At 69.8% G+C, this 25,950-nt stretch carries 32 protein-coding genes and 1 pseudogene; 23 read left to right on the forward strand and 10 right to left on the reverse strand.

The window, feature by feature from the left end:
* The first annotated feature begins 39 nt into the window (after positions 1-39).
* On the forward strand, positions 40-828 hold the full coding sequence (locus ACH4E8_RS22760; RefSeq protein ID WP_398450942.1) for a TetR/AcrR family transcriptional regulator: 789 nt from the start codon (positions 40-42) through the stop codon (positions 826-828).
* A gap of 97 nt (positions 829-925) precedes the next feature.
* Here the strand turns inward: ACH4E8_RS22760 and ACH4E8_RS22765 are convergent, their stop codons facing one another.
* The gene (locus ACH4E8_RS22765) at positions 926-2,605 is read right to left on the reverse strand and encodes an MDR family MFS transporter (protein WP_398450944.1); all 1,680 of its coding nucleotides are present in this window, start codon (positions 2,603-2,605) and stop codon (positions 926-928) included.
* A 56-nt stretch (positions 2,606-2,661) separates the two neighbouring features.
* Entirely contained in the window at positions 2,662-3,228 is a 567-nt protein-coding gene (locus ACH4E8_RS22770) for a MarR family winged helix-turn-helix transcriptional regulator (RefSeq protein WP_398450946.1), read from the reverse strand.
* Positions 3,229-3,450: 222 nt separating this feature from the next.
* On the opposite strand from ACH4E8_RS22770, the gene ACH4E8_RS22775 reads away from it, so the two are divergent.
* Positions 3,451-3,669, forward strand: coding sequence for a hypothetical protein (locus ACH4E8_RS22775; RefSeq protein ID WP_398450947.1), 219 nt, complete (start codon positions 3,451-3,453; stop codon positions 3,667-3,669).
* A 36-nt stretch (positions 3,670-3,705) separates the two neighbouring features.
* Here the strand turns inward: ACH4E8_RS22775 and ACH4E8_RS22780 are convergent, their stop codons facing one another.
* The 5 genes from ACH4E8_RS22780 to ACH4E8_RS22800 form a co-directional block, all read right to left on the reverse strand.
* Complete coding sequence (locus ACH4E8_RS22780; RefSeq protein WP_398450949.1) at positions 3,706-4,518, reverse strand: hypothetical protein; 813 nt, start codon at positions 4,516-4,518, stop codon at positions 3,706-3,708.
* A 233-nt stretch (positions 4,519-4,751) separates the two neighbouring features.
* Positions 4,752-5,708: an RNA polymerase sigma factor SigF gene (locus ACH4E8_RS22785; RefSeq protein WP_398450951.1), complete on the reverse strand. Its 957-nt coding sequence runs from the start codon at positions 5,706-5,708 to the stop codon at positions 4,752-4,754.
* A 235-nt stretch (positions 5,709-5,943) separates the two neighbouring features.
* A complete protein-coding gene (locus ACH4E8_RS22790) occupies positions 5,944-6,957 on the reverse strand; it encodes an RNA polymerase sigma factor SigF (RefSeq protein WP_398450952.1) in 1,014 nt (337 codons plus the stop codon).
* A 207-nt stretch (positions 6,958-7,164) separates the two neighbouring features.
* Entirely contained in the window at positions 7,165-7,458 is a 294-nt protein-coding gene (locus ACH4E8_RS22795) for a Dabb family protein (RefSeq protein WP_398450954.1), read from the reverse strand.
* 116 nt (positions 7,459-7,574) lie between these two features.
* Entirely contained in the window at positions 7,575-7,709 is a 135-nt protein-coding gene (locus ACH4E8_RS22800) for a hypothetical protein (RefSeq protein ID WP_398451319.1), read from the reverse strand.
* Positions 7,710-8,352: 643 nt separating this feature from the next.
* On the opposite strand from ACH4E8_RS22800, the gene ACH4E8_RS22805 reads away from it, so the two are divergent.
* From ACH4E8_RS22805 to ACH4E8_RS22815, 3 genes are read left to right on the forward strand one after another with little or no spacing between them, the layout of a single operon-like run.
* On the forward strand, positions 8,353-8,532 hold the full coding sequence (locus ACH4E8_RS22805) for a hypothetical protein (protein ID WP_398450956.1): 180 nt from the start codon (positions 8,353-8,355) through the stop codon (positions 8,530-8,532).
* A gap of 18 nt (positions 8,533-8,550) precedes the next feature.
* Positions 8,551-9,969 (forward strand): N-6 DNA methylase, encoded by a 1,419-nt coding sequence (locus ACH4E8_RS22810; protein WP_398450958.1) that lies wholly within the window; start codon positions 8,551-8,553, stop codon positions 9,967-9,969.
* Positions 9,963-11,108: a hypothetical protein gene (locus ACH4E8_RS22815; protein WP_398450960.1), complete on the forward strand. Its 1,146-nt coding sequence runs from the start codon at positions 9,963-9,965 to the stop codon at positions 11,106-11,108. The genes ACH4E8_RS22810 and ACH4E8_RS22815 overlap by 7 nt, the downstream gene beginning before the upstream one ends.
* Positions 11,109-11,306: 198 nt before the next feature.
* On the opposite strand, the gene ACH4E8_RS22820 is transcribed toward ACH4E8_RS22815, so the two are convergent.
* From ACH4E8_RS22820 to ACH4E8_RS22830, 3 genes are all read right to left on the reverse strand, one after another.
* Positions 11,307-12,812, reverse strand: a complete 1,506-nt coding sequence (locus tag ACH4E8_RS22820; protein WP_398450961.1) for an ATP-binding protein — start codon at positions 12,810-12,812, stop codon at positions 11,307-11,309.
* Positions 12,813-13,182: 370 nt separating this feature from the next.
* On the reverse strand, positions 13,183-13,737 hold the full coding sequence (locus ACH4E8_RS22825; RefSeq protein WP_398450963.1) for a GNAT family N-acetyltransferase: 555 nt from the start codon (positions 13,735-13,737) through the stop codon (positions 13,183-13,185).
* Positions 13,734-14,507 carry a GntR family transcriptional regulator gene (locus ACH4E8_RS22830; protein WP_398450965.1) on the reverse strand — a complete coding sequence of 258 codons (774 nt, stop codon included), beginning with the start codon at positions 14,505-14,507 and terminating at the stop codon, positions 13,734-13,736. Before ACH4E8_RS22830 ends, ACH4E8_RS22825 begins: the two co-directional genes overlap by 4 nt.
* A gap of 584 nt (positions 14,508-15,091) precedes the next feature.
* Here ACH4E8_RS22830 and ACH4E8_RS22835 point away from each other — a divergent pair.
* The 18 genes and pseudogenes from ACH4E8_RS22835 (at position 15,092) to ACH4E8_RS22920 (ending at position 25,942) form a co-directional block, all read left to right on the forward strand.
* Entirely contained in the window at positions 15,092-15,289 is a 198-nt protein-coding gene (locus tag ACH4E8_RS22835) for a hypothetical protein (protein ID WP_398450967.1), read from the forward strand.
* Between the two features lie 116 nt (positions 15,290-15,405).
* Entirely contained in the window at positions 15,406-15,588 is a 183-nt protein-coding gene (locus ACH4E8_RS22840; protein ID WP_398450969.1) for a hypothetical protein, read from the forward strand.
* Positions 15,589-15,688: 100 nt separating this feature from the next.
* Positions 15,689-15,961, forward strand: a complete 273-nt coding sequence (locus tag ACH4E8_RS22845) for a DUF6284 family protein (RefSeq protein WP_398450971.1) — start codon at positions 15,689-15,691, stop codon at positions 15,959-15,961.
* Positions 15,958-16,407 (forward strand): Pycsar system effector family protein, encoded by a 450-nt coding sequence (locus ACH4E8_RS22850; protein ID WP_398450973.1) that lies wholly within the window; start codon positions 15,958-15,960, stop codon positions 16,405-16,407. The genes ACH4E8_RS22845 and ACH4E8_RS22850 overlap by 4 nt, the downstream gene beginning before the upstream one ends.
* Positions 16,404-17,073 (forward strand): annotated as a pseudogene (locus ACH4E8_RS22855) (protein spdB); the annotation flags it as partial. The gene ACH4E8_RS22850 and the pseudogene ACH4E8_RS22855, both read left to right, overlap by 4 nt.
* Positions 17,074-17,590: 517 nt before the next feature.
* Positions 17,591-17,968, forward strand: coding sequence for an RRQRL motif-containing zinc-binding protein (locus ACH4E8_RS22860; protein WP_398450975.1), 378 nt, complete (start codon positions 17,591-17,593; stop codon positions 17,966-17,968).
* 22 nt (positions 17,969-17,990) lie between these two features.
* Positions 17,991-18,329, forward strand: coding sequence for a hypothetical protein (locus ACH4E8_RS22865; protein ID WP_398450977.1), 339 nt, complete (start codon positions 17,991-17,993; stop codon positions 18,327-18,329).
* A gap of 90 nt (positions 18,330-18,419) precedes the next feature.
* The gene (locus ACH4E8_RS22870; protein ID WP_398450979.1) at positions 18,420-18,638 is read left to right on the forward strand and encodes a DUF6257 family protein; all 219 of its coding nucleotides are present in this window, start codon (positions 18,420-18,422) and stop codon (positions 18,636-18,638) included.
* A gap of 97 nt (positions 18,639-18,735) precedes the next feature.
* Positions 18,736-20,886, forward strand: a complete 2,151-nt coding sequence (locus tag ACH4E8_RS22875) for an FtsK/SpoIIIE domain-containing protein (protein WP_398450981.1) — start codon at positions 18,736-18,738, stop codon at positions 20,884-20,886.
* A 204-nt stretch (positions 20,887-21,090) separates the two neighbouring features.
* On the forward strand, positions 21,091-21,279 hold the full coding sequence (locus tag ACH4E8_RS22880) for a hypothetical protein (RefSeq protein ID WP_398450983.1): 189 nt from the start codon (positions 21,091-21,093) through the stop codon (positions 21,277-21,279).
* An 8-nt stretch (positions 21,280-21,287) separates the two neighbouring features.
* Positions 21,288-21,440 carry a hypothetical protein gene (locus ACH4E8_RS22885; RefSeq protein ID WP_398450985.1) on the forward strand — a complete coding sequence of 51 codons (153 nt, stop codon included), beginning with the start codon at positions 21,288-21,290 and terminating at the stop codon, positions 21,438-21,440.
* 12 nt (positions 21,441-21,452) lie between these two features.
* Positions 21,453-21,704, forward strand: coding sequence for a hypothetical protein (locus ACH4E8_RS22890; protein WP_398450987.1), 252 nt, complete (start codon positions 21,453-21,455; stop codon positions 21,702-21,704).
* Positions 21,698-22,195 (forward strand): hypothetical protein, encoded by a 498-nt coding sequence (locus tag ACH4E8_RS22895; RefSeq protein ID WP_398450989.1) that lies wholly within the window; start codon positions 21,698-21,700, stop codon positions 22,193-22,195. The genes ACH4E8_RS22890 and ACH4E8_RS22895 overlap by 7 nt, the downstream gene beginning before the upstream one ends.
* 90 nt (positions 22,196-22,285) lie before the next feature.
* Entirely contained in the window at positions 22,286-23,167 is an 882-nt protein-coding gene (locus ACH4E8_RS22900; RefSeq protein ID WP_398450991.1) for a hypothetical protein, read from the forward strand.
* Entirely contained in the window at positions 23,164-24,018 is an 855-nt protein-coding gene (locus ACH4E8_RS22905; protein WP_398450992.1) for a bifunctional DNA primase/polymerase, read from the forward strand. Before ACH4E8_RS22900 ends, ACH4E8_RS22905 begins: the two co-directional genes overlap by 4 nt.
* A 23-nt stretch (positions 24,019-24,041) precedes the next feature.
* Positions 24,042-24,371, forward strand: coding sequence for a hypothetical protein (locus ACH4E8_RS22910; protein WP_398450994.1), 330 nt, complete (start codon positions 24,042-24,044; stop codon positions 24,369-24,371).
* Entirely contained in the window at positions 24,368-25,501 is a 1,134-nt protein-coding gene (locus ACH4E8_RS22915; protein ID WP_398450996.1) for a DUF3631 domain-containing protein, read from the forward strand. The genes ACH4E8_RS22910 and ACH4E8_RS22915 overlap by 4 nt, the downstream gene beginning before the upstream one ends.
* Positions 25,502-25,750: 249 nt before the next feature.
* On the forward strand, positions 25,751-25,942 hold the full coding sequence (locus tag ACH4E8_RS22920) for a helix-turn-helix domain-containing protein (RefSeq protein ID WP_398450998.1): 192 nt from the start codon (positions 25,751-25,753) through the stop codon (positions 25,940-25,942).
* Positions 25,943-25,950 lie beyond the last annotated feature (8 nt).

A 25,950-nucleotide genomic window follows, 5' to 3' on the forward strand; every position in this document is an offset into this window, starting at 1 on the left:
CGGCGGCCACCGGCGAGGGCGAGCAAAAGGGGTGACGCGATGGCGAACGCGACCGGACGGACGGAGCGTCCCGTACGGCCCAGCGTCTGGCTGGACGGCGGGAAGCCGGAACGGGTCCGCAGGTCCGGTCAGCCCTCGTCGCTCGACCGCACGAAGATCGTCGAGGCGGCGGTACGGCTGCTGGACGCGGACGGCGCCGCGAAGTTCTCCATGCGCCGCCTCGCCGCCGAGCTCGACGTCACCGCGATGTCGGTCTACTGGTACGTCGACACCAAGGACGACCTCCTGGAGTACGCCCTTGACCACGTGTTCGACAGCATGCGGCTGCCGGACGTCACGGACCCGGAGCAGTGGCGCGAGCAGTTGCGCGCGCTCGCCGTGGAGTTGCGCGGCGTGCTGGTGCGCCACCCCTGGGTCTCGCCCCTCGTCGGCCACTTCCTGAACATCGGCCCCAGATCGCTGGCGTTCGCCCAGGCGTCACAACGGGCCGTGGCGAACTCCGGCCTGCCGGAGGACCGCCAGACCGCCGGCATGGCCTCCGTCTTCCAGTTCGTCTACGGGTTCGGGACGATCGAGGGGCACTACGTCGAGCGGTGCGCCTCGGCCGGCATGACCCAGGACGAGTACTACCAGGTGGCCATGGGCGGCTTCTCCGGGCAGCCGGCCTTCTCCGACTACCTGGACAACAGCGTCCGCATCATGAACGCCCGCGGTGGCGGCACGGTCGCCGAGATGCGCGACCGCGACTTCGAGTACGCGCTGGACCTGCTGATCACGGGGATCGAGACGATCGCCGCGCGCACGGCGCAGGGCGCGCACACCGGCTGACCGCGCGCCGGCGCGCCACCCCCGCCGCCTGCCTGCGGCCCGGGGCGGAGCACGACCGGTCCACCACCGGGCCGCACGGACCGACGCTCCCGCAGGGTCACGCCGGTTGGTCGGCGGTGCGCGTACGGGTGTCCTCCGCCGCGGTCCCGGACGCCGGGCCGCCCCCGGGGCCGGCCTCCGGCGTGACCGTACGGGTCTTCAGCGGCACCTCCTTGATGAAGAGGGTGACGAAGAAGGCGACCAGCGCGAACGGCGCCGAGTAGAGGAAGACGTCGGCCACCCCGTGCCCGTACGCGCTCTCCACCACCGTGCGCACCGGCTCCGGGATCAGATCGAGGTCGGGGATCCCGCCGCCCGCGGTCGCGCCCGCGCCGGCGCCGGCGGCCTCGGGCCCGAGCGCCGCGAGCCCGTCCTCCACGTAGTGGGTGACCCGGCTGCCGAGGACCGCGCCCAGCGCGGAGACGCCGATCGCGCCGCCGAGGGAGCGGAAGAAGACCACCACGGAGGAGGCCGCACCCAGGTCCCGCCCGGAGACCTGGTTCTGGGTGCACAGCACCAGGTTCTGCATCATCATGCCGATGCCGAGGCCCAGTACGGCCATGTACGCGGCGATGTGCCAGTACGGGGTGTCGTAGCGCATCGTGCCCAGCAGTCCGAGGCCGGCCGCGGCCAGCACGCCGCCGTTCACCAGCCACGCCTTCCACCGCCCGGTGCGGGTGATGACCAGGCCGGAGACGGTGGAGGAGACGAAGAGGCCCGCGATCATCGGGATGGTCATCACGCCGGACATCGTGGGCGACTGGCCCCGGGCGAGCTGGAAGTACTGGCTGAAGAAGACCGTGCCGGCGAACATCGCGACGCCGACGAAGAGCGAGGCGACGGCCGCCAGCGAGATGGTGCTGTTGCGGAACAGCCGCAGCGGGATGATCGGCTCGTCCGCGCGGGTCTCGACGTACAGGAAGGCCGCGCCGAGCAGCAGCGTGCCGCCGACCATCGCGGCGGTCTGCCAGGACGCCCACGCGTACCGGTCGCCGGCGAAGGTCACCCAGACCAGCAGCAGCGACACGGCCGCGCTGATCAGGCCGGCGCCCGCCCAGTCGACCTTCACCCGGCGCTTCGCGACGGGCAGGTTCAGGGTCTTCTGGAGGACGACGAGGGCGAGCAGCGCGAAGGGGACGCCGGCGTAGAAGCACCAGCGCCAGCCCAGCCACTCGGTGTCGGTGATCACTCCGCCGAGCAGCGGGCCGCCCACGGTCGCCACCGCGAAGGTCGCGCCGAGGTAGCCGCTGTAACGGCCGCGCTCCCGCGGGGAGATCATCGCGGCCATGATGATCTGCGACAGCGCGGTCAGCCCGCCGACGCCGACGCCCTGGACGACGCGGCAGGCGATCAGCATGCCCGTGCTCGTCGCGAAGCCGGCCGCGATCGAGCCGGCTATCCATATCAGCAGCGACGTCTGGACGAGCAGCTTCTTGCTGAAGAGGTCGGCGAGCTTGCCCCACAGCGGGGTGGTCGCGGTCATGGCGAGCAGGGCGGCGGTGACGACCCAGGTGTAGCCGCTCTGGCCGCCGCCGAGGTCGGTGATGATCTGCGGCAGCGCGTTGGAGACGATCGTGGACGACAGGATGGCGACGAACATCCCGATCAGCAGCCCGGACAGGGCCTCCATGATCTGCCGGTGGCTCATGGGGGCGGTGTCGTTCTCGTCGGCGGCGTGCGGCTGTGCCGGCACGGGGCGGCCGTCGCCCCCCGTACCGACCCGTGTGGTCGAAGCCATGTGTGTCCTTCTCGTACGTCGTCTTGGGAACGTCCGGTGCGGTGGCGCCCCCTTGGTCATGCGTGGGCGTGCGGGAGTTCAGGTGGTGCGGAGGGGTCGGCAGGTGCCGGCGGTACGGCAGGTTCTGGCCGTACGGCAGGTTCTGGCCGTACGGCAGGGGCGGCGGTCGCGGCCCGCGCCGGCGGCGGAACGCGGCAGTCCGCGCCGAAGGAGTCCCGCAGCCGCGACAACATCGCGATCAGCTCCTCCACCTCGCCGTTGGACCAGCCGTCGAGCCGGTGCGAGAACATCTCCGCCGTGCGGTCGTGCAGCTCCGTCAGCTTGGCCGTGCCCGCCGGGGTGATCCGCAGGATCCGGGAGCGCCGGTCCGCGGGGTCGCGCACCCGCTCGACCCAGCCGCGATCGACCGTGTGCGCGACGTGTCTGCTGGTCACCGACATGTCGATGGCGAGCAGCTCGCCGAGCCGGCCCACCCGCATCTCGCCGTGCCGGTGCAGCAGGGAGAGGGTGGCCGCGGGGCCGGACGGGCAGTCGGTGGGCAGCGCGCGCAGCAGACCGCGGCGCAGGATGCCGATCGCGTTGAGCTGACGGGCCAGTTCCGCGTACAGCGCCTGAGCTGCCATGACCCGGGATCCTCCCCCTCGATGAAGCTGAGTGCAGTTGTTGCTTAGAGCAACCATAGATTTATTTGGTTGCTCTAGGCAAACGAAATGGGGCTTGCGGGGGTAAAGGAACCCCAAAGCCTTCACCGCTGGCCGGGTGCGGCCGGCCAAGAAGCGGGCGACGCGGTCGGGGGCCGGCCGGGGGTTGGGCGGGCGCGGGCGGCTTCGCTAGGGTCGTGGCCCATGGCACACCACCCCCAGACTCCCCAAGGCCAGGGCCCCGACGGCGGTCACGACCCCGCGGGCAGCACGCAGATGTTCCGTGCGTTCGTCGACGAGGGCGCGCCCGAGGGGCGTCGACGGGCCGCCGAGCCGCAGTCCGGGCCCCGGGTCGGGCTGATCATCGGGGTCGTCGCGGCGATCGCGGTGCTCGGCGCCGTCGCCTGGCTCGCCCTGGGCTGAGGCTCCGGAGCCTGCCGGGTCGGCCCGGGAGGCTCGCTACTTCCACACGGCCGTGACGTCCTGCGTCTCGATGCGCATCCCCAGCGGTACGCGCCAGGCGTCCACGCACACCGCGTACGCCTGCGTGCGCTTCGCCCCCGCCGCGATCGGCGCGGGCAGCGGTTGACTGGTCTTGATGGTGGCCCAGTCGACGCCGAGGGCGCCGATGACGTGGGTCTCGAAGGTGGCCGTGCCCGATGTGACCGCCGTGCCACCGGAGTTGCGGAACTCCACGGTGACCTCTTCGCACCACCTCTTGTCCAGCTCCTTGCGGACGGGGTCGCCGACCGTCAGCGCGGCGGGGCCGGCCGGGGGGCGCGGCCCGGGAGGGGAGGTCGGGGCGGTGGAGGGCGGGCGGGCGCCGGGGGCGCCCGGTGGCGTACCAGGTGCGCCGGGTGGTGCGGGAGGGCCGGACGTGCCGGATGAGGTGCCGGGCGCCGCACCAGAAGGCGACGTACCGGAAGGCGACGTACCAGAAGACGACACGCCGGTAGAGGACGCATCGGAAGCGGACGCACCGGATCCGCCGCTCGGCGGTGTGGACGTCGTGCCCGCGCTCGGGGACGGCGGGGTGGCGGAGCCGGACCCCGGCCCCGTCGACTTCGACGACGCGCCGGACGGACTTCCGGGCTCCAGCGGGATCAGCTCGATCTCGCCCTTCGGCGGGACCGCGCCGTCGGGGGCCCCTTCGGTCCCCGCGCCCACCGCCGCGTATCCGTCGCCGTCGCTGCTCCCGCCGCATGCGGTGAGCGCTCCGCCCAGGCAGAGCGCCGCCGCCGCGAGGACTGCCCTCTGACGTCGTCGTCGCATCGCGCCAGTGTGCCTGACGCACCGTCAATAAGGAAGCCGTCGGCGGAGGCCCGCGGCGCGGACGGCACAAGTGCCCCTCGCGCCGGCGGTGTCGGCAGCTTCGATGCCGCCGGGTCGGTCCGGCTGGTGCCGGTCACGCCCGGGTCCCGGGTCGGCGTCAGTCTGTGGTCATTCCGCGATCAGCCGCAATCGGTCCGCAGTCAGTCCGCAGTCAGTCCACGATCAGCCAGAGGTCAGTCCGCGGTCAGTCCTTGGCGCAACTGCGCGAGCGTGCGCGTCAGCAGCCGGGAGACGTGCATCTGCGAGATGCCGACCTCCTCGCCGATCTGCGACTGCGTCATGTTCGCGAAGAAGCGGAGCATGATGATCTGCCGCTCGCGGGGCGGCAGTTTGGCCAGCAGCGGCTTCAACGACTCGCGGTACTCCACGCCTTCGAGCGCCGTGTCCTCGTAACCGAGGCGGTCCGCGAGCGAGCCCTCGCCGCCCTCGTCCTCCGGCGACGGGGAGTCCAGCGAGGACGCGGTGTACGCGTTCCCCACCGCGAGCCCGTCGACGACCTCCTCCTCCGACACCCCGAGCACCGCGGCGAGTTCGGGCACGGTCGGCGAACGGTCGAGGCGCTGGGCGAGCTCGTCGCTCGCCTTGGTCAGCGCGAGGCGCAGTTCCTGGAGGCGGCGCGGCACCCGCACCGACCACGAGGTGTCGCGGAAGAAGCGCTTGATCTCCCCGACGACCGTCGGCATCGCGAACGTCGGGAACTCCACGCCGCGTTCGCAGTCGAAACGGTCGATGGCCTTGATGAGCCCGATCGTGCCGACCTGGACGATGTCCTCCATCGGCTCGTTCCGGCTGCGGAACCGGGCCGCCGCGTACCGCACGAGCGGCAGGTTCAGCTCGATCAGGGTGTCGCGGACGTACGTGCGCTCCGGGCTGTCGCCGGCCTGCTGGGCGTCCAGCGCGCGCAGTCGCAGGAAGAGCGAACGGGAGAGCGTACGGGTGTCGATGGCCCCGCCGCCGTCGCCCGCGTCGGCACTCGGCTCGGGCGGGGAGTCGGCCGCGGACAGCGACGCCGACGGCTTCGGCAGCGTCTCGTCCGTCGCCGACACCGATGACAACTGCTCTGACGTGGGCGAGAGCACGGGCGCGGGCGTGAGCGTGAGCACCTTCGAGCTGCCCTGTTCTACGGACATGCCACCCCCTTGAGGTCGCGGTCGGTCGCGGTGGCCGCGACCAACGGAGGAACGCAGCCTGCCCCTGAGATACCGGCACAGGGCCTGCCGCAAACGCGTCATCCGCAGAATGTCACATGTCGGCAACGCGCTGAAGTGACATGTCGACAAGTGATGAAGGAAACGATGCAGGAAACAGCAGGTACGCGTGCGACGCCCCGCAGAAGAGCTCCCGAAAGGTCTATACCCGTTTCGACTACGCTTCGATCCTGTTTGCGGATCGCAATCGAGCGAAGCTCCGGGCGAGGAGTCTTGACACGTGCATCTGCGAGACGCCGAGCTCCTGACTGATCTGCGACTGCGTCAGATTGCTGTAGTAGCGCAGCATCAGGATCCGCTGCTCGCGCTCCGGGAGTTGGACGAGCAGGTGCCGTACGAGGTCGCGGTGTTCGACGCCGGCGAGCGCGGGGTCCTCGTACCCTAGCCGGTCGAGCAGCCCGGGCAGCCCGTCGCCCTCCTGCGCCGCTTCCAGCGAGGTCGCGTGGTAGGAGCGGCCCGCCTCGATGCAGGCGAGCACCTCGTCCTCGCCGATCTTCAGCCGCTCGGCGATCTCGGCGGTGGTGGGGGTGCGGCCGTGAGCCGTCGTCAGGTCCTCGGTGGCGCCGTTCACCTGGACCCAGAGCTCGTGCAGCCGGCGCGGGACGTGCACGGTGCGCACGTTGTCCCGGAAGTATCGTTTGATCTCGCCGACGACCGTCGGCATCGCGAACGTCGGGAACTGCACCCCGCGGTCGGGGTCGAACCGGTCGATCGCGTTGATCAGCCCGATGGTGCCGACCTGGACGACGTCCTCCATCGGCTCGTTGCGACTGCGGAACCGGGCCGCCGCGTACCGCACGAGCGGCAGGTTCGCCTCGATCAGCGCGGCCCGGACGCGCGAGTGCTCCGGGGTGCCGGGGACGAGCCCCTTGAGTTCGCCGAAGAGCACTTGGGTGAGCGCCCGGGTGTCGGCGCCCCGGCTCTGGGGACGGACGGGCGCACCCTCCTCACCAGCGGGTCCGTCCGAGGGACCGCCGTCGGGACCGCCGTCGGGGCTGCGAACGAGTCCGCCCGGAGATTCTGCGGCGCCCCCGTCCGCCGGGCCGTCCGTCCGCCGGCCCGCCCGTACGACGCCCTTGTCGGCTTCGTCCTCGGGGGCCTGGGCGGACGGTGGCACGGCCGGGCGCTCGTTCTGAGGCGGCGCCTGCTGAGGCGCGGTACTGGCCGGCACGATGACGCCACCCCTTTGCGGTCAACTACGGTCAACTCATCCGTCAAAAGCGGTCATAGCATCACAAGACATGTCCACTGTGTGCAAGCACCAGATAACACCGTGTTGAGGGCAAGTTGGGCCTCAAACCTCAAAAAGCCCCTTGCCTCTGGGGCAAGGGGCCGTCGAACGACCTCGAACGGGATCGAACGCGCTGCTGAACGGCGCTCAGATCTCGTAGTCGGCGATCACCCACGTGGCGAACGCCCGCCACTGGCCGGCGGCCGCCTGGTGGGCCGGGTGCTCCAGATAGCGCTTCAACGCATCGCGGTCGGCGACGGCGGAGTTGATGGCGAAGTCGTACGCGATGGGGCGGTCCGAGATGTTCCACGCGCACTCCCACTGCACCAGCTCCGGCACCTCCCCCTCCAGCGCCCGGAACGCCTCGACCCCGGCGACGACGCGCGGCTCGTCCCGCTCGACGCCTTCGTTCAGCTTGAAGAGGACCAGGTGGCGGATCATGCAGCGCTCCTCCGGTGCGTGGCCGGCCGTTCGACCGGGTGCGGGGGCGACGGCGGCCTCCCCGCCGCCCGGGACGTACGTACGACCCCGTCGGCGCCGGGACCCGTGCCCGGGTCCTAGGTGACCAGCTCGGTCATGAACTCACCGATGCTGTCGGCCGCGTCCGATATGCCCTGGAAGCCTATCTGGACCAGGTCCGCGGCTCTTTCCGGGGTCTTGATGATCGTGTACAGCACGAAAACGACGAGCATCCAGAGCACGACCTTCTTCGCCTGCGCCATAGCCCCTTGCCTCTCGACGTTCCCCGTGAGCGATCGCGGAAGTCTAACCGAGCGTTTATGGACCAAGGGCCCGACCATCGGGGCCCTTTGCCGCCCGATTCCCGCCCGCGCGAGGAGCAGTATGGGCACCGGACCGCGCGGATCTGGCAGGAATCCCGCGGCCGGGCGACCGGCTCCCACTGCGGGGCCGCGTGCCGCGCGCTTCCCCCGACGCGACACGGGCCTGTGGCCGGTCGCACACGGGGGAAGCGGCAGTCCCCCCGTAGCCGCTTCCCCCGATCTCGCCCCGACGCCCTCCGCGCCACTCCCGCGCCAGACCCGAACCCACTCGACCGCACCACCGCGCGGAGCCAGCACAGCTCGTTCTCCCCGCCCGCCCCGAAGCGGCATCCCGTCCAGCCGAAGGTCGGGGACCAAGATCCGTTCGGGGCGATGGCGCGACTTGGGCCCGCATCCTCGTTTTTTTGGCCAGTCAGGCGAAATGTCCATTCGCTCCTTCACGACGCATGAGATACAGACCCCAAACTGTCTGCTGTTCTAGACCCCGCGCCGCGTGCTGTGCTGATACCGTCTGGGCGTACTCGGAAGAAGAGGCTGTGGGGGTGGCTCAAGAGTGAGTTCGGTGGGGGCGTGGTGCCTCGCGCTGTCAGTGGCGCTGAACCTGTCGTTGCTGGCGGGCATCATCGAGTACGCACGGAACAGGGATGTCCTCGGCTCCGTGCAGTACGGGGGAGGCGCGTTCCTTGCGGTCGGCACGATCGCCGTTGCGATCGTGCTCTCCCTTCGCCCTTGACTCGGCATGGTGGTTGTGATGAGAGAGACCAGGTCCCAGGCTGACTGGCTGTGGCGGACAGTGGACGTGCTGCGTGGTGACATGACCGTCGATGCCGTACAGAAGCTCATCCTGACCGCGGTCTTCCTGCGCCATGTCTCGGACGTCCCCGAAGAGGCAGCCCAGGGGCGTCCGACCTGGCAAGGGCTGGTCCGCGAAGTGAACGAGTTCCACGGCATCCGGGATTCTGTCCAGCGTTCACTGCGCGCCTGGAGCGGTGGATACGGACAGCTCCACCTCGATCTCGGACTGCCGCCCTCTGGAGGTCGCGAGATGGACCGGGCGCTGCGGGACCTTGTTGTAGCCCTGGACCAAGCGGTCGGGGAAACCGCACCGAGGGACTTGTACGAGCAGTGCCTCGCCCGATTCTCAGAGGATCGGGAGGGCGGTGGGTACTACACGCCGCGCGACGTCGTCCGGACGCTGGTGGAACTCATGGCGCCGACGCCTGATGACGAGGTCTATGACCCGGCGTGCGGTTCGGGCGGATTCCTCGTCGCGGCCGCAGAGTATGTGAGGACGCGCTCCGCTCTGCCCTCGGGTGACGATGACCATGAGCATGAGCCCAGACTCCGGCTGTTCGGCCAGGACATCAACGCCCACACACGCCAGGTCGCGGCAATGAACCTGGTCATCCATGGCCTGGAAAAGGACGTGCAGCGGGGCCTCACTCCCGAGAGCAGCCTTATGCATGGCTCAGAAACCGGCGGGAAACATGACATAGCCCTCGCGAATCCACCCTTCAGCATGCGCTTGCCGGATCCTATGGATCTTCGGTTCACGCCTTGGCGCTATGGACCGCCGCCCCGGAGCAACGCTGATTTCGCCTGGGTGCAGCATGTGCTGGGTTCACTCAACGCCGGCGGGCGTGCCGGGATTCTGCTGGCGAACGGAGCGGCCTTCCGGGGTGGTGCCGAGCGGCGTATCCGCGCTGGACTGGTCCACGATGACGTACTGTCTTCGGTCGTCCAGTTGCCTCCCGGGCTCTTCCCCCATACCCGTATCCCCGCCTGTCTGTGGATTTTCAGCAAGGCAAAACCCGCTTCCGTCAGGAAGCGCGTTTTGATGATCGACGCGCGGGAAGCGGGTGTGCCGGTGAGTCGAGGCAGGCGCACTCTCTCCGATGAGTACGCCGAGCGGATCCTCGCGACGTTCCGCGACTGGTCGGAGTCCGGCGAGGTGAACGAGCCGGGGTGGTGCCGAACCATCACCCTGGAGGAGATCGAGGAAGCGGACTTCAGCGTTCTGCCGGAACGTCATGTCGCGCCGGTGGCGGAGGACATCGAACCAGGTGGCTATGAGCGGCGCGTGCGCGAACTGACGGAAGACCTCTATGAGCACTTTGCGCAGGCCGCCCGCCTGGAGCAGGAACTCCGGGACGCTCTGGGGGAATGGTGAGCGAAGGTTCGCAGTGGGCAGCGCTCGCCGATCTGCCCGGCGTTGAGGTGCTCGGGTACGGGATCAACCGTCCGGGCAGAGTCGACCCGGATGGTGTCCCCATGCTCCGGGCGGGGGACATCGCCGACGGCCGTATCCAGTGCTCGGAAGTCTTCCGTGTGGAGCGCAAAGTCGCCGATGCCCACCCGAAGACCCGCCTACGCTCCGATGATCTGCTCATTGTTCTCGTGGGGCGGATCGGTGAAGCCGTCGTGACCAGGCCGGAGCACGAGGAATGGGCCGTGGCCCGTTCGGTGGCCCTCGTCCGCTGTGCCGACCCGGGCATCGCCCAATGGCTCCGGGTCTGGTTCACCATGCCCGCGATCCGTGCGTGGTGCGAAGCCCAGTCGGCGGGTACCGCACAGCGCACGCTCGGTCTGAGGGCACTGCGGAAGCTGCCTGTTGGGATGCCGCCTCTGGAGGAACGTGATCGTGCCCTGCGCATTGTCCGCGCCATTGAGGAACGGATCCAGGTCGACGAGCGGATTGCCCATACGGCGGTCGCACTCGCGGATGCTCATTTCGGCGCGCTTGCAGTGAACGAGAAGACTTGGTCCGAGAGGACTTTCAAGGATGTTGTCCGAACTGCTCGGACGGGGAAGACAGCACGGCCCTCGCCTGTTCCGCAGGGCGAGGAATGGGTCGTACCCGGTGACGTACTGAGAAGTCCACTGCCGTACATCGACACCATGGAAGTGTCGGATCTGTCGCATGCTCTGGGTCCTGTGCTGGTGGTTCCCAGTGACGGGCGGGTGTCGGTGGCCCTCGGCCGGGTATCCGCCGAAGTGAGCCGCGGTGTTCTCGCGGTGAGTGCGGAGCGGGAGCGCGACATGTGGTGGCTGCTTCATTCGATTCGCTCAAGAAGCACTGAGCTGGCGAGACTTGCCCAGGGGGCGGCGGGCCGTGAGCTGAGTGCGCGGGCCTTCGAGCAGGCAACGGTGGCCTGGCCACCGCAGGACGTGTTGGCACACTTCGGCCGCAGCACGAGTGCGCTGCACAGGCGGGCGCTTGCGGCGCAATCCGAGAGCCGGACCCTGCGAGTGCTGCTCACTGACTTTCTGCGCACGCTGGAGCCGGTTGAGGTTCCGTTGTCCAGCTGACCGGCCCTGTTCGGGCAGGTACTCCCGGTGGATTTGTCCACCGGGAGTACGCGCTGAGTCGAGCAGGCGCCAAAGGATGTCGCGCGTCGGACTCCGCGCAGGGCGTGACCTCTGCTGGACAGCACACGGTTCACGACGCCGGACGCCGTTGTGCCCAGCTAGGTGGGTCGGATGCCGAGGGCCGGCCCGCGATGGGTCTCACTCGCCGTAGAGGGTGGGCAGGTCGACCAGAAGGACGTCGTCGCGACGAGCGGCGAGTTCGGTCAGGTCGGGATAGAAGCCGTGCAGGGAGTACAGGGCCAGCGTGGCATTGTCGGTGTCGTACCCCTGTTCGGCGAGAAGGGCGCGGATGTGTTCCAGACGCTGCAGGTCGCCGGTTCCCCGACGGGCGGCGGTCGCCTTGGCCTCGCCGAGGAGTGCGATCCTCGCCCGGGGCGTCTGCGGGCGTTCGCCGGCGGCCAGGGCGATAACGTCGACCTCGTGCTTCGTCCTGGCGGCTTGGTCGGCAACCTCGGTCGTACCGACCGGGCCGGGCAGGCCGCTGGGCAAGAGGGCATGGGCGTAACGGCGGGTGAAGTCGCGGGCCAGGTCCTCGAAATGGGGGCCGAGGATCTTGGAATTGAAGGTCGGGGCGGCCTGCTGCCACACCTGCTCGGCGAAGCCCTGCTCCACGGCGGCTGCCTGCGGCAGGGTGATCAGCTGATTGAAGCGGATGACCGGGTCAGCGAGGGTGATGACCGGATGCCGGGTGCGGAGGATGTCCTGTTCCCGCTGGATGTACCCGGTGGACTCCAGCACGTCGAGCGGGTGTCCGACGGCGTTGCGCGGGCGTTCCAGAGCCGCACCGATCTTGCTAGGTGTGGTGGCCCCGTTCGCAATCGCGGTAAGCGTGTCGTAGTACAGCGTGTGCTGAGTGATCCTCGGATCCTCGCGCAACAGGTACTCGGTCTCGGTTCGCGAATACACCGCCCGGCCCGGGTCAAGAAGCGTCCTGGCGAGCCATGCGTCGAACCCGTCGTCGGGATGCGGACGTGCGGCCACCGGCCGGTAGCCGGGCGCACCGCCGAGGACCGCGTGCACCTTCAGTGCGGTCAGCGGGTCTTCGATCTGCCAGAAGGCCCGGCTGCCCCGGTAGTCGAAGGGTCCGAGGCGCAGGTCGACGACAGCCCGGCCGCGCAGCGGTTTCGTCCCCGAGAGCAGTTCGTGCATGACGCTCATCGCGGAGCCGCAAAGGATCAAGCGCGGGCCCGGTCCGTCTCCGGGCCGGGCGCCGCGCTGACGCTCGTCGTAGAGCTGCTGAAGCAGCCCCGGGATCTCGGGTGAGTGCTGGAGCAGATACGGCAGCTCGTCGATCACCAGCATCGGATGCGGCGCACGCGCCGTCACGTCAAGGGCGTTGGACAGCACATCACGCCAGTCCGTCAGCCGCAGGCTCCCCGGCCGCAGGCCGGCGCGGACGGCGACCGCGTCACTGAACCGCTGGATCGCCGGCAGCCGTCCCTCTTCCCGGACTGCCGTCACGTACAGACCGTCGACCTGCTCGGACAGCGCCTGCAGCAGATACGACTTCCCGTGCCGTCGCCGCCCCGACACGATGCCGAGCCGCATCGCGGGATCTGGGTCAGCGAGGAAATCTGCGAGCAGACCCCACTCCCGGTCCCGGTCCACCACATCATCCGGCTTGGTCGGCAGGTTGCTCTTCACTGGAACTCCAGCCCATCGACTAGGACGGATTTCGTCTAAGTCTACTTCGACGGAATCTGTCGCACTGGGCTTCGTTGAAACTCCCGGGGCAAGGGGGCAGAGGAGGGATGACCGCCATGTTGACTTGCCCATACACAAAACACCCCCTCTGATCATGTTTCCACAGATCAGAGGGGGTGTCAGAAGCGGTAGCGGAGGGATTTGAACCCTCGGTGACTTGCGCCACACTCGCTTTCGAGGTCTGTTCGTGCTGGTCAGAGGGTCGTTCAGGGCTGTTCACGCCCGTTCATCGACGCCCTGCAACGGGCCGTCTGGACACCGATGAACGAGCCTGCACGGCTATGAATGAGACGGAAACTGAGACGGGCCGTCAGTCGTCGACATCCGGGGTGCGGTCGAGGAACCCATGGTCAGCGGGTCGAGTGGGCCGAACGGCCAGCCACCCGGATACGCGCGGTCCGCCGTTCACCGCCGCCCCTTCCCGGACGGTCCTGATGTGCTCGAACCCCTGCCGCAGGTAGTAGTCCTGGAGCCCCTTGTTAGTGGTCCACGCGTCGAGTCGGAGCCACTTCGCTCCGCTTCGGTACGCGCGATCCCCTGCCCAGTCGAGCAGGCGCCCACCGACGTTCCGCCCCGCCGCGGCGCGGGCCACGGTCAGCTTGTTCACGTAGATCGAGGGTTCGGCCAGTTCGGCATCCGTCCACAGCCCCTCTTCCGCTTCGGGGGTAAGGGTGATCGTGGCGACGGTGGCCCCTTCGTCGCGAACCATGAAGACGGTGCCCCCTTCGATGGTGGCGCGCAGGCGGTCAGCCGGGTAGGGGCGGCTCCACTGATCGGACCCCATGGTCCGCAGCCATGCCGCCGCCTCCTCCCGGAAGGAGAGGAGCGCCTGAAGGTCGCCCTCGTTGGCAGCCTCGACTATCACTGGGGCTCGCTCTCGGGTCGGCCGGCCAAGTCGCCGATCTCGTAGTTCATGCGGTTCAGGTCTCCCCGGAGCGTGGTGAATGTGCACCGAACGGGACGTTCGCTTGAGTACCCCGTACGCGTCCACAAGATCACAGGGACGCCTGCGCCGATCTCCAGCAGTCGCGCTTCCTCTGGGGTGGGCATCCGAGCAGAGATCTCGTCGAAGTAGCCGATCTGCTCAATGCCGTGGCCCGCCAGATAGCGCGTGGTCCCTTCTGCGATGTCGCCGGGCTCTGCGAGGCGGGGCGCCTGCTCGATGAGCCAATCCGGGTAGTAGGTGGCCTGCGTCGACCACGGCACATCATCCACGTACCGGTGGCAGAACCGCAGCACCGTCGTGGCACCCGTGGTGATCTTCAACCGCTCAGCCGTATACGCCTGCGCCGGGGTCACCTCGACGCGGAACGTCTGGTGCGGCCGTCGCCCGGCGTTGGTTACGTCGGTGCTGTAGGCGTCGCCGTTCTGGGAGAAGCTCAGGTTCTCGGAGCGCGAGGCGTTCAGCTCGAACACCTCATGCCTCACCACCTCGTACCCAAGTCCCTGGCTGGACGTGATGAGCCCCTGGCTCACCAAGAGGCCCAGGCCGGAGCGGACGGTGTTCCGTGACGCCCCGAACTGATCCATGAGTTCGCTCTCTGACGGAAACCTCTTCTCGGGCGTGTAGGTGCCGTCATCGATGGCACGGCGAAGGCTGTCGGCCACCTGGCGGTACTTGGGCTGCTTGCTCATGCCCTCATCATGACGCACTCGACCAACTTGTTGGTACATGTTGCTCCGAATCTCTTGACGGCGCTCCGCTAGGAGTGCAATCTATTCCTGCAAGCCAACTTGTACCAACAAGTTGAGCAAGAGGTGCAGCTAGTTCAAGTGTGCCTCTCGTGCCCGGAGAGCTCGTGAGACGGCTCGAAGGAAGCGCCTGGCCTTTGAGAACTGAACAGTGGACACACAGAAAGACAGGCATCTGCGACAAGCCGCAGGCCCTGCCGCACGAGTAGCAAGCACCTTGCTCCGGCTCGCCCGCTACCGGGTGGCCGTGGAGTCCTTTCACGTGCGGTGAGACAGGGGCAGAGATCGCGATCTACACCACGCACCCGTGTCCGCCCCGATGGAGGCCGACATGAAGCAACGAAGAACTTGGGCGCCGCCGGCATCGGACCGGCCGGCGGCGCCGCGTCTTTAGGTCCGCTCATCCGCCGCGGCACAGACCACGGCCGGCTGCCTCTCCTCGCCCGTCTGGGCCTGCTCTTGCGGGACCTGGCCGGGCGAGGCGGGGGGAACCGGGAAGGTCCCGGGCCGCCGCAAGGGGGTTCCTGATGTTCGGAATGACGAAGCCTGCCGCTGCTGGTGCGTGCCTGCGGGAGCAGGCCACGCGGCGCATCCACGCTGCGGCCGTGACGGTCGGCGGGGAGCGGGCGCGAGGAGTCGCGAACAAGGTCACGACCGCGCTGCGGCTGGGTCGTATCGACCTGTGCGACTCCACGACCTGCGTCGACTGCGCGCCCGTGAAGTAGCCGCCACACGGCCCGCCGAAGTACCTGCTGCGGCCGGTTGCCTCCGCCGCTCGTCTCGCACGAGCGGCGCTGAGGGGAGCCGGAACAAGCCGGACCTGAAATCGAGGGAGAACCTCGTGCCGAAGTACCGCTTCACCGCCGAAAAGCTGGTCGACACCTTGGCCCCTGGCGCGACCACCAGCACGGCCAGCGGCACGTTGAACGCGTCTTCGCCGCATGCCGCCAAGGAGACGGTCGAGCGCAGCTTGCGCAGCAGGGGCTACGAGCCAAGCGGTGACATCACGATCACCCAGAAGTAGGCGTACGCCCCACCTCACCCCATGAACGGCGAGAACCCCCGGTGTTGGAGCACCGGGGGTTCGGTACGGGCCGTTTCACCCGAGAGGAGAAGAACGACCCATGGAGCATGGTGTCACGATCACCGCTGCGGAGGCAGCGACGGCTTTTGAGCCGTGGCTGGAGCCGACGGATGCGGAGCTGGACGCGATCGACGCCGAGATGCCGCTGATCCTGGCCGCGGTTGACTGGCTGGACGCGCGGATCATCACCCTGGACCGGACGCCGACCCAGGTGGACGAGCAGCGGATCCGCCGGGCGCGGCGCCGTGTGCTGGCCGCGCGTCGGGACCTGGCCAACCGCACGGGCACGGGCCTGGCGGGGGGTGCGGCGTGAGCGCCCTGTATGACGCGGTGGGTGCCGCGCACGCTGAGGTGAAGGCCGAGATTGCTCGGACGGACACGAAGACGTCGTTGCTGTTGGCGTTCGTGGGTGCGGGGCTGGCGGGAGTGTGGACGGTCGCGAAGGACGCCGACCTGTCGTTGCCCGCGCTGCTGGTCGGTGGTGCCGGTGTCGGCGTGCTGCTGGTCGTCATCGGGCTGTTGCTGTTCGCCGTGCGTCCGAACATCTCCGGCCGTCACGGGTTCCCGCTCTGGGCCACCGAGACGGCCGAGGAGATCGCCGCCGAACTGCGGACCGACACGCGGTGCGCGGACATCGCGGGCCTGTCCCGCCTCGCCGTGGTCAAGTACCGCCGGCTGCGGCGGGCGGTCGACCTGATCGCGGTCGCTGGTGGCCTGCTGGTGGCCGCCGCAGTGCTCTCGTTCGGGGGTGCCGCGTGAAGGCGAAGTCCACACTGCCTGCCCGGTTGATGACCGCGGTCAGCATGGTGCTCACCCTGGCCGTGGTCATGATGTGGCTGGGCCCGGTGATGCCGTGGCCCGTCGCGCTGGTCGTCGGGTTGGGGATCGATGGCGGCTGGCTCACGGTGCTGGCCTACGAACGGCGCCTCGCCGCCCAGGGCGACCACTCCACCCCCGTGACCGTCATCGGCTGGTGCTTCGGTGCCGTGGCGACCGGTGTCCTGGTCGCCCACGCGCTGGGCGAGCAGTCACCGGCGGCGTGGCTGGCGGTCGCGTGGCTGCCGCTGGCGGCCAAGGCCGCGTGGGTCGTGCACGGCCTGTGGGAACGCACCGCGCTCACGGACGGCGCGCTGCACACGATCCAGGGCATCCAGCAGACAGCCCGGGACGAAGCGGCCAAGGCCCGCGCACGGCTCCGGGCCACGGCCAGCAGCGAGCAGACGCGCCTGAAGGCCGTCACCCGGGCCGGCGCGGACGTCGCCCAGATCCAGGAGAAGACCGCCCGGTCCCTGTCGACTGCATGGGAGAAGCTGGAGAGCGCCCGACGGGGGGAATCGACCGGCCGCGCGCTCGCCAGCGTCACCACTTCCGACACCCCCGACGCCACGGGGTGGGAGCTCCCGGTGTGGGGCCCGATCGTCCCGCTGGATGACCGCCCCACCCTCCCCAGCGCGAATGCGGAGGAATCGACCGATCCCATGTTGAATCGGTCTACCTCTGACCTGGACGGATCGACCCCGCCCGTGGTGCGTCTGGATCGGCTGCCGATGCCCGATCCGGTCGCCCCCACCGCCACAAAGTCGACCCCGATCCACAAGCCGAATCCCTACCGCGCCGACCACGTTCGGCACTTCGATCTGTTCGACGAATCGGCGCCAGTCGTGCCGGTCGGATCGACCCCGCGGAAGGCGATCGCCGCCGACACCCGACGGCCGCGCAGGGTCACTGGCAAGGTCCCGACCGCGGCCCGCACCCGACACCCGCGGCGCAGTGATGCGGAGTTGCTGGACGAGGCTCGGACCCTGACCGCGGGCATGCCGGACACGCAGGTGACGGCCGAGAAGATCCGGCTGGCGCTGCACGTCGCGCCGGCCCGGGCACGACGGCTGCGGGATGCGCTCCTGGCCGAACGGCAGACCGCGGTCGGCAAGGACGGTGCGGCATGAACCGCGTCGACTGCTTCGACCCGACCGGCGCCCGCCACGGCATCCCCACCTACCCCTGGCGCTGCGCCCCCGACGGCTACGCCACCCGCCGCCAACTCCGGGCCCGCGGTTTGCGGCCCGGAGGTCAGCAGGTGGCCGCGCAGACGCTCCGGCCCCGCCGCCGTAGTCGTCCGCCGCTGGTCGCGTACCTCTACCGGGTCGACCTGGCGCTTCCGGTGCGACCGATGACGTCCCGCAAGTGGGGTGCGCTGGCGTTGGCGATGCTCGCCCGCCACACCTGCCCACAGTGCCGGACCACCCACGACTACTGCATCCCCACCTCGCTCGGAGTGTGCGTCGAATGCGCCCACCCCGTCACCTCAACCGCCGCGTGACGATGCCCAGAAGGGAGCGGCCGTGAACGAAGGCCACGAGATCACCGCAGCGTCCGCCGCCGCGGTAGAAGCCGCCAAGCAGGGCGAACAGTTCGCTCTGATGCTGTCCGCGATTCAAGCCGCCCAGGCCCAGCAGCACGCCGGCGGCTGCGGGTGCCAGCACACCCAGCCGCCGGCCCGCACGCACCGGAGCACCGGTCAGATGCTCGCCATCGCGGGCGCGGTGTGCGCCTGCGGCGCGGTCGCCGTCGGCATGTTCCTCGCCATCGCCGTCACCGCACTCGCGGTCGCCGGCGGGAGCGTCGTGCTCCTGCTCCTGGTCCGCGAACTCCGCACCAACCAGAACCAGCAGAAGCGGTGAGCTGACCGGCTGCCTGCCCACCCCCGAGTCAGACGCGCCCGGGGGTGGGCGGGGAGCTGGGACAGCCCCGGCCCGGAGAGGGGACCTGCGATGGCACGGACCGAGGAGCGCGAGCCCAAGCTGACCGCGGGCGAGAAGACAAAGGTCGCGTGGCTGGTGCTGCGGATGGCAAAGCGCGGCCTGGCTGATGACCGCGTCCGCGGCGGCGTCGTGGATCAGGGCGACCTGGAACGCAAGGTCGAGAAGGTCATCGAGGGCGCCCGCAAGCGCGAGGAGCGCGAGGCGAAGGCGGCCCGCAAGAAGAAGTAGAGGCGCCCCGGGACGGCCACCTGCCGGCAAGCACCGGCCGTCCCGGGGCCCATGCCCCCTATCGACCGCCCGTGGGGCGGGATCGGAGAACTCCATCATGACGGAATCCACAGCGCCCCCGCCCGTGATGGGGAGCGTTCACGACCTGGACGAACACCGGACTGCTCGTGCGGGTGGGCCGGTGTCCCTCCTCAAGCCCACCGACGGCGCCTCCGCTCCGGAGGTGGAGGCGGTTGATCGGCCGGACAACCCGCTGGCCGACTGGCTGACGGTGCCGGACGGCCCGGTACTTCCGGTGTGGGCCCGCTCGGCAGAGTCCGTCAAGGCCAACACCGCGGCGCTGGGCCGGTTGGCGTGGTGGCACTCCCGCTACCACGGCATCCGGACCCCGAAGTACCTGGTGAAGGCCGTGGCGTTGGCGGCGCGGGGCTTCTTCCGCGCGGTGTGGGGCCTGTGGCCCACCCTGTCCGCGCAAGACCACACCGCCGCGGTCAAAGCCCTCCGGGCGCAGTCGAAAGCCCGGCCGGAGGATGTTGAGTTGGCGGTGCGGCTCCAGATCGCGCACGCCGCCCGCACCCGTACCCGCCGCTGGCGATTCGGCGCCGCCGCCACCGCTGCCGCCGCTGCCGCGGTCGGCGTCGCCCTCATCCCGCCGCTGGCTCAGGTCGGCGTCGGGGCCGCCATCATCGTGCCGTTGGCGCACCTGGGCCGGGGTAAGGAAACCCGCCTGCTGGATCAGGCGGCGCCCCCGCTCCGGGTGGACATGTCCGCCCAGCAGCTCAACGACGCGCTGCGCGCCGCTGGCCTCCTCAAAAGCGGCAAGGGTGACGAGGATGGGCCGAAGGTGTCGTGCAGCATGGGCCCGGTGCGTGACGGCCGTGGTTGGGCTGTGATCTTCGACCTGCCCCGCGGGGGCGGCAAGACCGCCTCCGACGTACTCGCCAAACGGGAGGTCATCGCCCAGGAACTCGGGGTCGATGAGATCCAGGTCATCATGTCCCGGGTCCGGGCCGCGAAGGGCGGCAACGCGGGCCGCGTCAGCATGTGGGTGGCGGACGATGACCCCTACCTCGGCACCCCGAACCCGTCCCCGCTGGAGAAGGCCGAACGGTTCTCCATCTGGGAACCCGTGCCGTTCGGCCAAGACGCCCGCGGCACCCGGGTGGCTATCCCGGTGATGTGGCAGTCCATGTTCTTCGGCGGCCTGCCCCGTCGGGGCAAGACGTTCTCCCAACGCCTGCTGACCGCGGCCGGTCTGCTGGACGCCTACGTCCGTCACTACGTGGCCGACGGCAAGGGCGGCGCCGACTGGATGCCCATGAAAGCCGTCGCCCACCGCCTCGTCATGGGAGCCGAAGACGACGCCATCGAAGCGTTGAAGGCCATGCTCGCGGAACTCCTCGCTGAGATGGAGCGCCGTTTCGCGCTGCTCCGGGACCTGCCCACCTCGGTGTGCCCGGAGGGCAAGCTCACCCCCGACATCTCCGTGAAGTACAACCTGCCCGTCATCTTCGTCACCATCGACGAGTTGCAGGAGTACTTCACCGCGATGGAGCGGGAGGACCGTGAGCAGGTCATCAACGACCTGTGCCGCATCGCCCGCCGCGGGCCCGCGGCCGGCTTCATCTGCAACTTCGCCTCCCAGCGCCCGGACGCCGAGTCGGTACCGCCGAAGCTGCGGGAGATCATCACCATCCGCTACTCCACGCAGGTCGTGGACCGCACCAGCAGTGACATGGTCCTCGGCAAGGGCAAGGCCGCCCAGGGGGCGGACGCCTCCGTGCTGTCCGAGGAACACAAGGGCGTCGGCGTGCTGGTCACCGGCCCCGCCTCCTACGTCACGGTCCGGGCCGACTACCTCGACGGCCCCACCTTCGCCGCCCTGTGCCGCAAGGGTCGCGCCCTGCGTGAGCAGGCCGGGCAGCTCACCGGGGACGCCGCTGGCGACGTGACCGCCGCGGCCGACGCCGCCGGGGTCACCGTGCCCGCGATCGTCTCGGACGTGCTGGAGGTCATGCGGCACACGCCGCGCATGTTCACCACCGACCTCCTCGCCGCCCTCGTCAACCTCGACGAAGACGTCTACGGCGACTTCACCGCCGAACGCCTCGCGGCCGAGCTGGAGACAGCCGGGGTGAAGCGGACCAGCAAGCAAGTCAAGATCAGCGGCAGCAACGGCGCCGGCTACCAACGCCGCGACATCGAAGACGCAGTCCCCGCTGAACTCCTCCTCGCCACCGGCAGGTAAAGGGGGGACCCCCTACCCCCGCCCCCGCGAACACCCCCACCACACCCCGCCGCGCGGTGATCTTCACCCCCGCCCAGGTAACGGGCCCCCTTTACCCCGGTCAAGGGGCAGGTAAAGGGCTCTGACCTGCGAGGTAACGGGGGTAAAGGGGGGACACCCCCACCCGCCCACACCCCGCCCAGCACGCCGAAAGGAGGGTCCGGCATGGCCGTGACCATCTCCCTCGTCGCCATCTTCGGCCTCATCCTCTACTTCCTCCTCCGCTCCCACAGCCTCACCCCCGGGAGCGCGTTCACCGCCGCCGGCTTCGGCTTCTTCCTCGCCTCCACCGGCGCCGCGACCCCCATCAACCAGCTCACCACCGCAGTCCTCAACGCCATCCCCAACCTGTAGGAGCCCCCGTGGACTACTGCGACGAATGCGCCTCCGACGGCTGCCGCGGACACGAACTCTGCGACGACTGCACCGGCGACATCTGCGACGACTGCGGCGGCTGCGACTGCCCCGACAACACCTGCCCCGGCTGGATCGCCCACCAGACCGGCAACGACTAGGAAGGCACCTGCATGGCCCGACAGCCTGCCCGCCGCACCAACAACCACCCGCCCGGTATGGAGGAGGTTGAGATCCGCCTCATCGCCCGTGACGGCGTCACCCAAGCCCTGGCCGGCCAGATCGCCGCCGCCATCCCCAACTGCCCCACCCCCCGCATCTACCGCTCCCGCAAGACCCCCGGCCAGACCCTCGCCTACATCCGCGCCCAGATCCCCACCAGCAGCATCCCGCGCACCCTCAACGCCCCGGAGTCGTCGTGCTGACCGCGGTCATCGCCGTACTCGGCACCCTCGCCGGCGGCGCGCTGGCCACCTACACCCAGCGCAGCACCGACCGTGCCGCCCGCGCCGAACGACATCAACAGCAAGTCGCTGACGCGCTCATCGCCCTGCTGGAAGCGATCCTGCGCTACCGCGAACACCACTGGCTCACCATCGCCCGACTGCGGGCCGGGGAACCGGAGACACCCGAGCAGGTCGACGCCCGGTTCCGACTCCGGACCGAAATCACCATCGCCCGTGACCGCCTCGCCCTCACCGCACGCGGAACGGCCTTGGTCGACCTGGGCGAGCAAGCCGCGTGGGCAGCAATCGAACTGAGCGATATCCCCCTGGGGCCCACCCGCGACGGGGCATTCGCACCGGACGTCGAAGCCGCCCTCGACACTGGCCGCGACTCCAGCCGGGACGCTCACACCGCCCTGCGACAAGCAGGCAGCACTTACCTCCTCGCCAAGACCCGCACCTTCCCGTAGCCCACTCGCACGAGGGCGGCCCGCCATCTCGCCAAAGACCGGGCCGCCCTCATCCAGCACAACTCAACAGAGGAACTGGAGGCATCCAGGATGACCCAGCCCACCCCCTTCGCGCGAGGGGCCACGCCCCCGAGCCGGGAGCTCCCGGCCACCAACAACCCGGGGATGCGGTTCTACCTCACCACCCACAAGAAGCACTGGCTGCGGGAAACACCGGTCGCTCTGTTCCTGAAGTCCGAGCATCTCGCGTCGGCTGTGAAGCCCCTCCAGCCCCGGGGCCGCTACGCGGTCGACTCCGGAGGCTTCACCGAGCTTCAGCGACACGGCCGCTGGACCCGCACCCCCCGCCAGTACGTTCAGGATCTGCGCCGCATCTGGGAACACGTCGGCCCCTACGACTGGGCAGCCGGGCAAGACTGGATGTGCGAAGACCTCATCATCAACGGCGGGCAGGCCGGACCGCTCACCTTCGCAGGCACCCACCTGTCCGTAGCCGAGCACCAGCGCCGAACGGTCCGGAACTTCCTCGAACTCCGGTCGATCGCCCCCACCCTGCGGATCATCCCCACCCTGCAAGGCAGCACCATCCCCGAGTACCACCAATGCGCGGACCTCTACGAGTCCTACGGCGTGAACCTGCGCGCCGAACCGATCGTCGGGCTCGGGTCGGTGTGCCGTCTCCAGTCCACCCGCCAAGGCGCGGCCATCGTCACCGCCATGGCCGCCCGCGGCTACCGGCTGCACGGCTTCGGCTTCAAGACGCTGGGCCTGGCCCGCGTCGGCCATCTGCTGGCCTCCGCCGATTCCGCCGCTTGGAGCTCCCACGCCCGCCGCCGCCCCCCGCTCCCCGGCCACACGCACCTGAACTGCGCCAACTGCATCGACTACGCCCTGATGTGGCGCACCCGGGTCCTCAACAGCCTCCCGCCCCAGCCCGGCAGCCCGACCACTGGACTGGGGGCCGCCGCATGAACACCCTTCTGAGCACGGCCCTCGACCTGGCCGACCGTGGGGTACCCGTGCTTCCCCTGCGGGCAAAGCGACCCCCCGCGAACTGCCCGGACTGCCGGGACACCGCGTGCGGGGGGCGCCCGAACATGCGGGTACCGGGCCCGTGCCGGTGCCCGCTGCCCTGCCACGCCTGGGCCGCCGCCACCACCAACCCGCGCGTCCTCACCTCGCTCCAGTGGGCGGCTGACTGGCACCACGCCGACGTCGTGGCCTACCACCCCGGCGGCGCCGGGCTGACCGTCGTCGACCTCGACAACGTGGCCGCGGTCGAATGGGCCCGTGCCGCGCTGCCGGCGACGCGGACCGTGGCCACGACGCGCGGTGAGCACTGGATCTACCAGGGCACCATGCGGTCCGCGAACGCCGTTCGGGCGGGCGTGGACGTCAAGTCCCTGATGCAGTACGCCCGCTGGTTGGGCCCCGGCGATGGCTGCATGACCGCGCTGCCGGATGCCGTGCGCGCCCTCGTCGTGAAGGAAGACACCACGCCCGCCCGCGGACCTGCCGCAGCTCCGGTGCGGGCCGTGTGGGATGCGGCCGTAGCGACTGGCTGCCGCCACACCGTCCGGTACGTCCAAACCGGGCTGGACAAGGGGCTGGCGCTCATCCGGGCCCGTACCGAAACCGGCGCCGGGAGCCAGGCTTTCGGTGTTGCGCGGTTCCTCGCCGCCCAGCACCGCCAGTGCCCCGGGCCCTGCGGCCTTGACACCCTCGCCACCCACCTCGTAGCCGCGGCCGTCGCCGTCGGCGTCCCCCACGCCTACGCCCAACGTGCCGTCACCAACGGACTCACCGGGACGGGTGCCGCATGACCGCCCCCGGAAGGCGCGCGCGGGTGGTTTCTTCCTCTCCCCCCAGCAACACCAGCCCCGCCGAACCCACCCGGGCAACCGACGGTCGTAGCGCGCCGAAAAGCGCCGCCGAAGGCGTCGTCTCTGCTTCTCGCCCTGACCCGCACCCGACCAGCGACGGACGCACGATCGTCGGCGGACTCCACATCGTCGCCCCCGGCCGCGGCACCACCCCCACCGCCCGCTCCTGGTGCGCCTGCGGACGCGACCTCTACGCCGTCGGCCACCGCCGCACGCTCGACCTGATCGCCGACCACGCCCACCACCGGGACGTCTGCCCGCACCACAACCAGGAAGGCAGGGCCGCCGCATGACCGCCATCAACGGAGCCAAACTCCTCGACGCCGTGGAGGCGTTCCACCGCAGGTTCAACGTCTTCCCCCGAGAGGCCGCGTACGTCGCGGTCGTGCTGTGGAACGCGCACACCCACCTGCTCGACTGCTTCGAGTCCACCCCCCGGCTGGCGTTCCTCTCCCCCGAACCGGGCAGCGGCAAGACCCGGGGGCTGGAGATCTGCGGGACGCTCGTCCCCAGCCCGATGGTCGCGGTCAACGCCAGCCCCGCGGCACTGTTCCGGGCCGTGTCCGGGATGGACGCCCGCCCCACCATCCTCTTCGATGAGATCGACACCGTCTTCGGCCCCAAGGCCAAGGACAACGAAGAGCTGCGTGGACTGCTCAACGCAGGGCACCGCCGTACCGGGGTGTCGTACTGGTGCGTCGGCGACGGCAGCACGCAGACCGTCCAGGCGTTCCCCTCGTACGCGGCCGTCGCGGTGGCCGGGCTGGGATGGCTACCCGACACGATCCTGACCCGCTCCGTGGTCATCCGGATGCGCCGCCGCGCCCCCAACGAGCGGGTAGAAGCCTTCCGCTCCCGCATCCACGAACCCGAGGGACACGCACTGCGTGACCAGCTCGCCCAGTGGGCCGACAGCATCCGTGACGACGTCACCGGAGCGTGGCCCGAGATGCCAGACGGGGTTTCGGACCGCCCGGCTGACGTCTGGGAACCCCTGCTCGCCATCGCTGACGCGGCCGGCGGGCACTGGCCCGAGCGGGCACGCGCCGCCTGCATCGAACTGGTCACCGCCGCCACCGCAGGGGACAAGGCGTCGCTCGGTATCAGGCTGCTTACCGACCTACGCGACACCGTGTTCTGCGAAGCGGACCGCATGCCCACCGCGCAGATCGTCGCTGGCCTGTGCGCCATGGACGAAGCCCCCTGGGCTGACATGAACGGGCGCCCGCTCGACTCCCGCCAGCTCGCCAAGCAACTCGGGGAGTACGTCACCGCGGACAACACCCCGATCCGAGCCCGAAACATCCGCACTGGAACCGGGGTCGTCAAGGGCTACTACGCCGCAGACCTTCACGACGCGTGGCAGCGGTACTGCCCCCCGCCCGGGGCCGGATCCGCTACATCCGCTACGCCCACCGAATAGACCCCCTCCCACCAGCGCAAACGGTGTAGCGGCTGAGGCGTCCCACAGCCGCTACACCCCCGCTACAGCACACCCACACCCGCTACAGGCCCCGCCCTGTAGCGGACCCCTCCGCTACACCCCGCCCCCTCCGCTACGCAAAACCCGCCTCTGACCTGCGGCGTAGCGGTCGTAGCGGATGTAGCGGACTTACAGGGGACGGGCCGACCGTACGGGAGGTACCCCTTGGACGCCGTTCCTGGGCCCGCCATGGACCAGACCTTGAGCCTGCTCACCGTCGAGGAGGCGGCCCGTCGCCTCCAGATCGGCCGAACCGTCTGCTACCGACTCATCCGCTCCGGAGAGCTGGAGTCCATCACCGTCGGCCACCTCCGCAGGGTTCCCGCCGACGCCGTACCTGAGTTCGTCTCGCGCCGCCGCCACACCCGTACCGCTGCCTGAGGAGCACA

It is taken from the genome of Streptomyces sp. NPDC017979, assembly GCF_044328175.1.
In the GTDB taxonomy this organism is placed as follows: Bacteria; Actinomycetota; Actinomycetes; order Streptomycetales; family Streptomycetaceae; genus Streptomyces.

Bases quoted from the DNA above. Each gene is read 5' to 3' on its own strand.
- ACH4E8_RS22905 (WP_398450992.1), top strand. From the start codon at position 23,164: ATGAACACCCTTCTGAGCACGGCCCTCGACCTGGCCGACCGTGGGGTA.
- ACH4E8_RS22880 (WP_398450983.1), top strand. From the start codon at position 21,091: ATGGCCGTGACCATCTCCCTCGTCGCCATCTTCGGCCTCATCCTCTAC.
- ACH4E8_RS22890 (WP_398450987.1), top strand. From the start codon at position 21,453: ATGGCCCGACAGCCTGCCCGCCGCACCAACAACCACCCGCCCGGTATG.
- ACH4E8_RS22830 (WP_398450965.1), bottom strand. From the start codon at position 14,507: ATGAGCAAGCAGCCCAAGTACCGCCAGGTGGCCGACAGCCTTCGCCGT.
- ACH4E8_RS22800 (WP_398451319.1), bottom strand. From the start codon at position 7,709: ATGCTCGTCGTTTTCGTGCTGTACACGATCATCAAGACCCCGGAAAGA.
- ACH4E8_RS22875 (WP_398450981.1), top strand. From the start codon at position 18,736: ATGACGGAATCCACAGCGCCCCCGCCCGTGATGGGGAGCGTTCACGAC.
- ACH4E8_RS22785 (WP_398450951.1), bottom strand. From the start codon at position 5,708: ATGTCCGTAGAACAGGGCAGCTCGAAGGTGCTCACGCTCACGCCCGCG.
- ACH4E8_RS22780 (WP_398450949.1), bottom strand. From the start codon at position 4,518: ATGCGACGACGACGTCAGAGGGCAGTCCTCGCGGCGGCGGCGCTCTGC.
- ACH4E8_RS22920 (WP_398450998.1), top strand. From the start codon at position 25,751: ATGGACCAGACCTTGAGCCTGCTCACCGTCGAGGAGGCGGCCCGTCGC.
- ACH4E8_RS22795 (WP_398450954.1), bottom strand. From the start codon at position 7,458: ATGATCCGCCACCTGGTCCTCTTCAAGCTGAACGAAGGCGTCGAGCGG.
- ACH4E8_RS22765 (WP_398450944.1), bottom strand. From the start codon at position 2,605: ATGGCTTCGACCACACGGGTCGGTACGGGGGGCGACGGCCGCCCCGTG.
- ACH4E8_RS22835 (WP_398450967.1), top strand. From the start codon at position 15,092: ATGTTCGGAATGACGAAGCCTGCCGCTGCTGGTGCGTGCCTGCGGGAG.
- ACH4E8_RS22770 (WP_398450946.1), bottom strand. From the start codon at position 3,228: ATGGCAGCTCAGGCGCTGTACGCGGAACTGGCCCGTCAGCTCAACGCG.
- ACH4E8_RS22860 (WP_398450975.1), top strand. From the start codon at position 17,591: ATGAACCGCGTCGACTGCTTCGACCCGACCGGCGCCCGCCACGGCATC.
- ACH4E8_RS22845 (WP_398450971.1), top strand. From the start codon at position 15,689: ATGGAGCATGGTGTCACGATCACCGCTGCGGAGGCAGCGACGGCTTTT.
- ACH4E8_RS22915 (WP_398450996.1), top strand. From the start codon at position 24,368: ATGACCGCCATCAACGGAGCCAAACTCCTCGACGCCGTGGAGGCGTTC.
- ACH4E8_RS22870 (WP_398450979.1), top strand. From the start codon at position 18,420: ATGGCACGGACCGAGGAGCGCGAGCCCAAGCTGACCGCGGGCGAGAAG.
- ACH4E8_RS22815 (WP_398450960.1), top strand. From the start codon at position 9,963: ATGGTGAGCGAAGGTTCGCAGTGGGCAGCGCTCGCCGATCTGCCCGGC.
- ACH4E8_RS22760 (WP_398450942.1), top strand. From the start codon at position 40: ATGGCGAACGCGACCGGACGGACGGAGCGTCCCGTACGGCCCAGCGTC.
- ACH4E8_RS22810 (WP_398450958.1), top strand. From the start codon at position 8,551: ATGAGAGAGACCAGGTCCCAGGCTGACTGGCTGTGGCGGACAGTGGAC.
- ACH4E8_RS22775 (WP_398450947.1), top strand. From the start codon at position 3,451: ATGGCACACCACCCCCAGACTCCCCAAGGCCAGGGCCCCGACGGCGGT.
- ACH4E8_RS22900 (WP_398450991.1), top strand. From the start codon at position 22,286: ATGACCCAGCCCACCCCCTTCGCGCGAGGGGCCACGCCCCCGAGCCGG.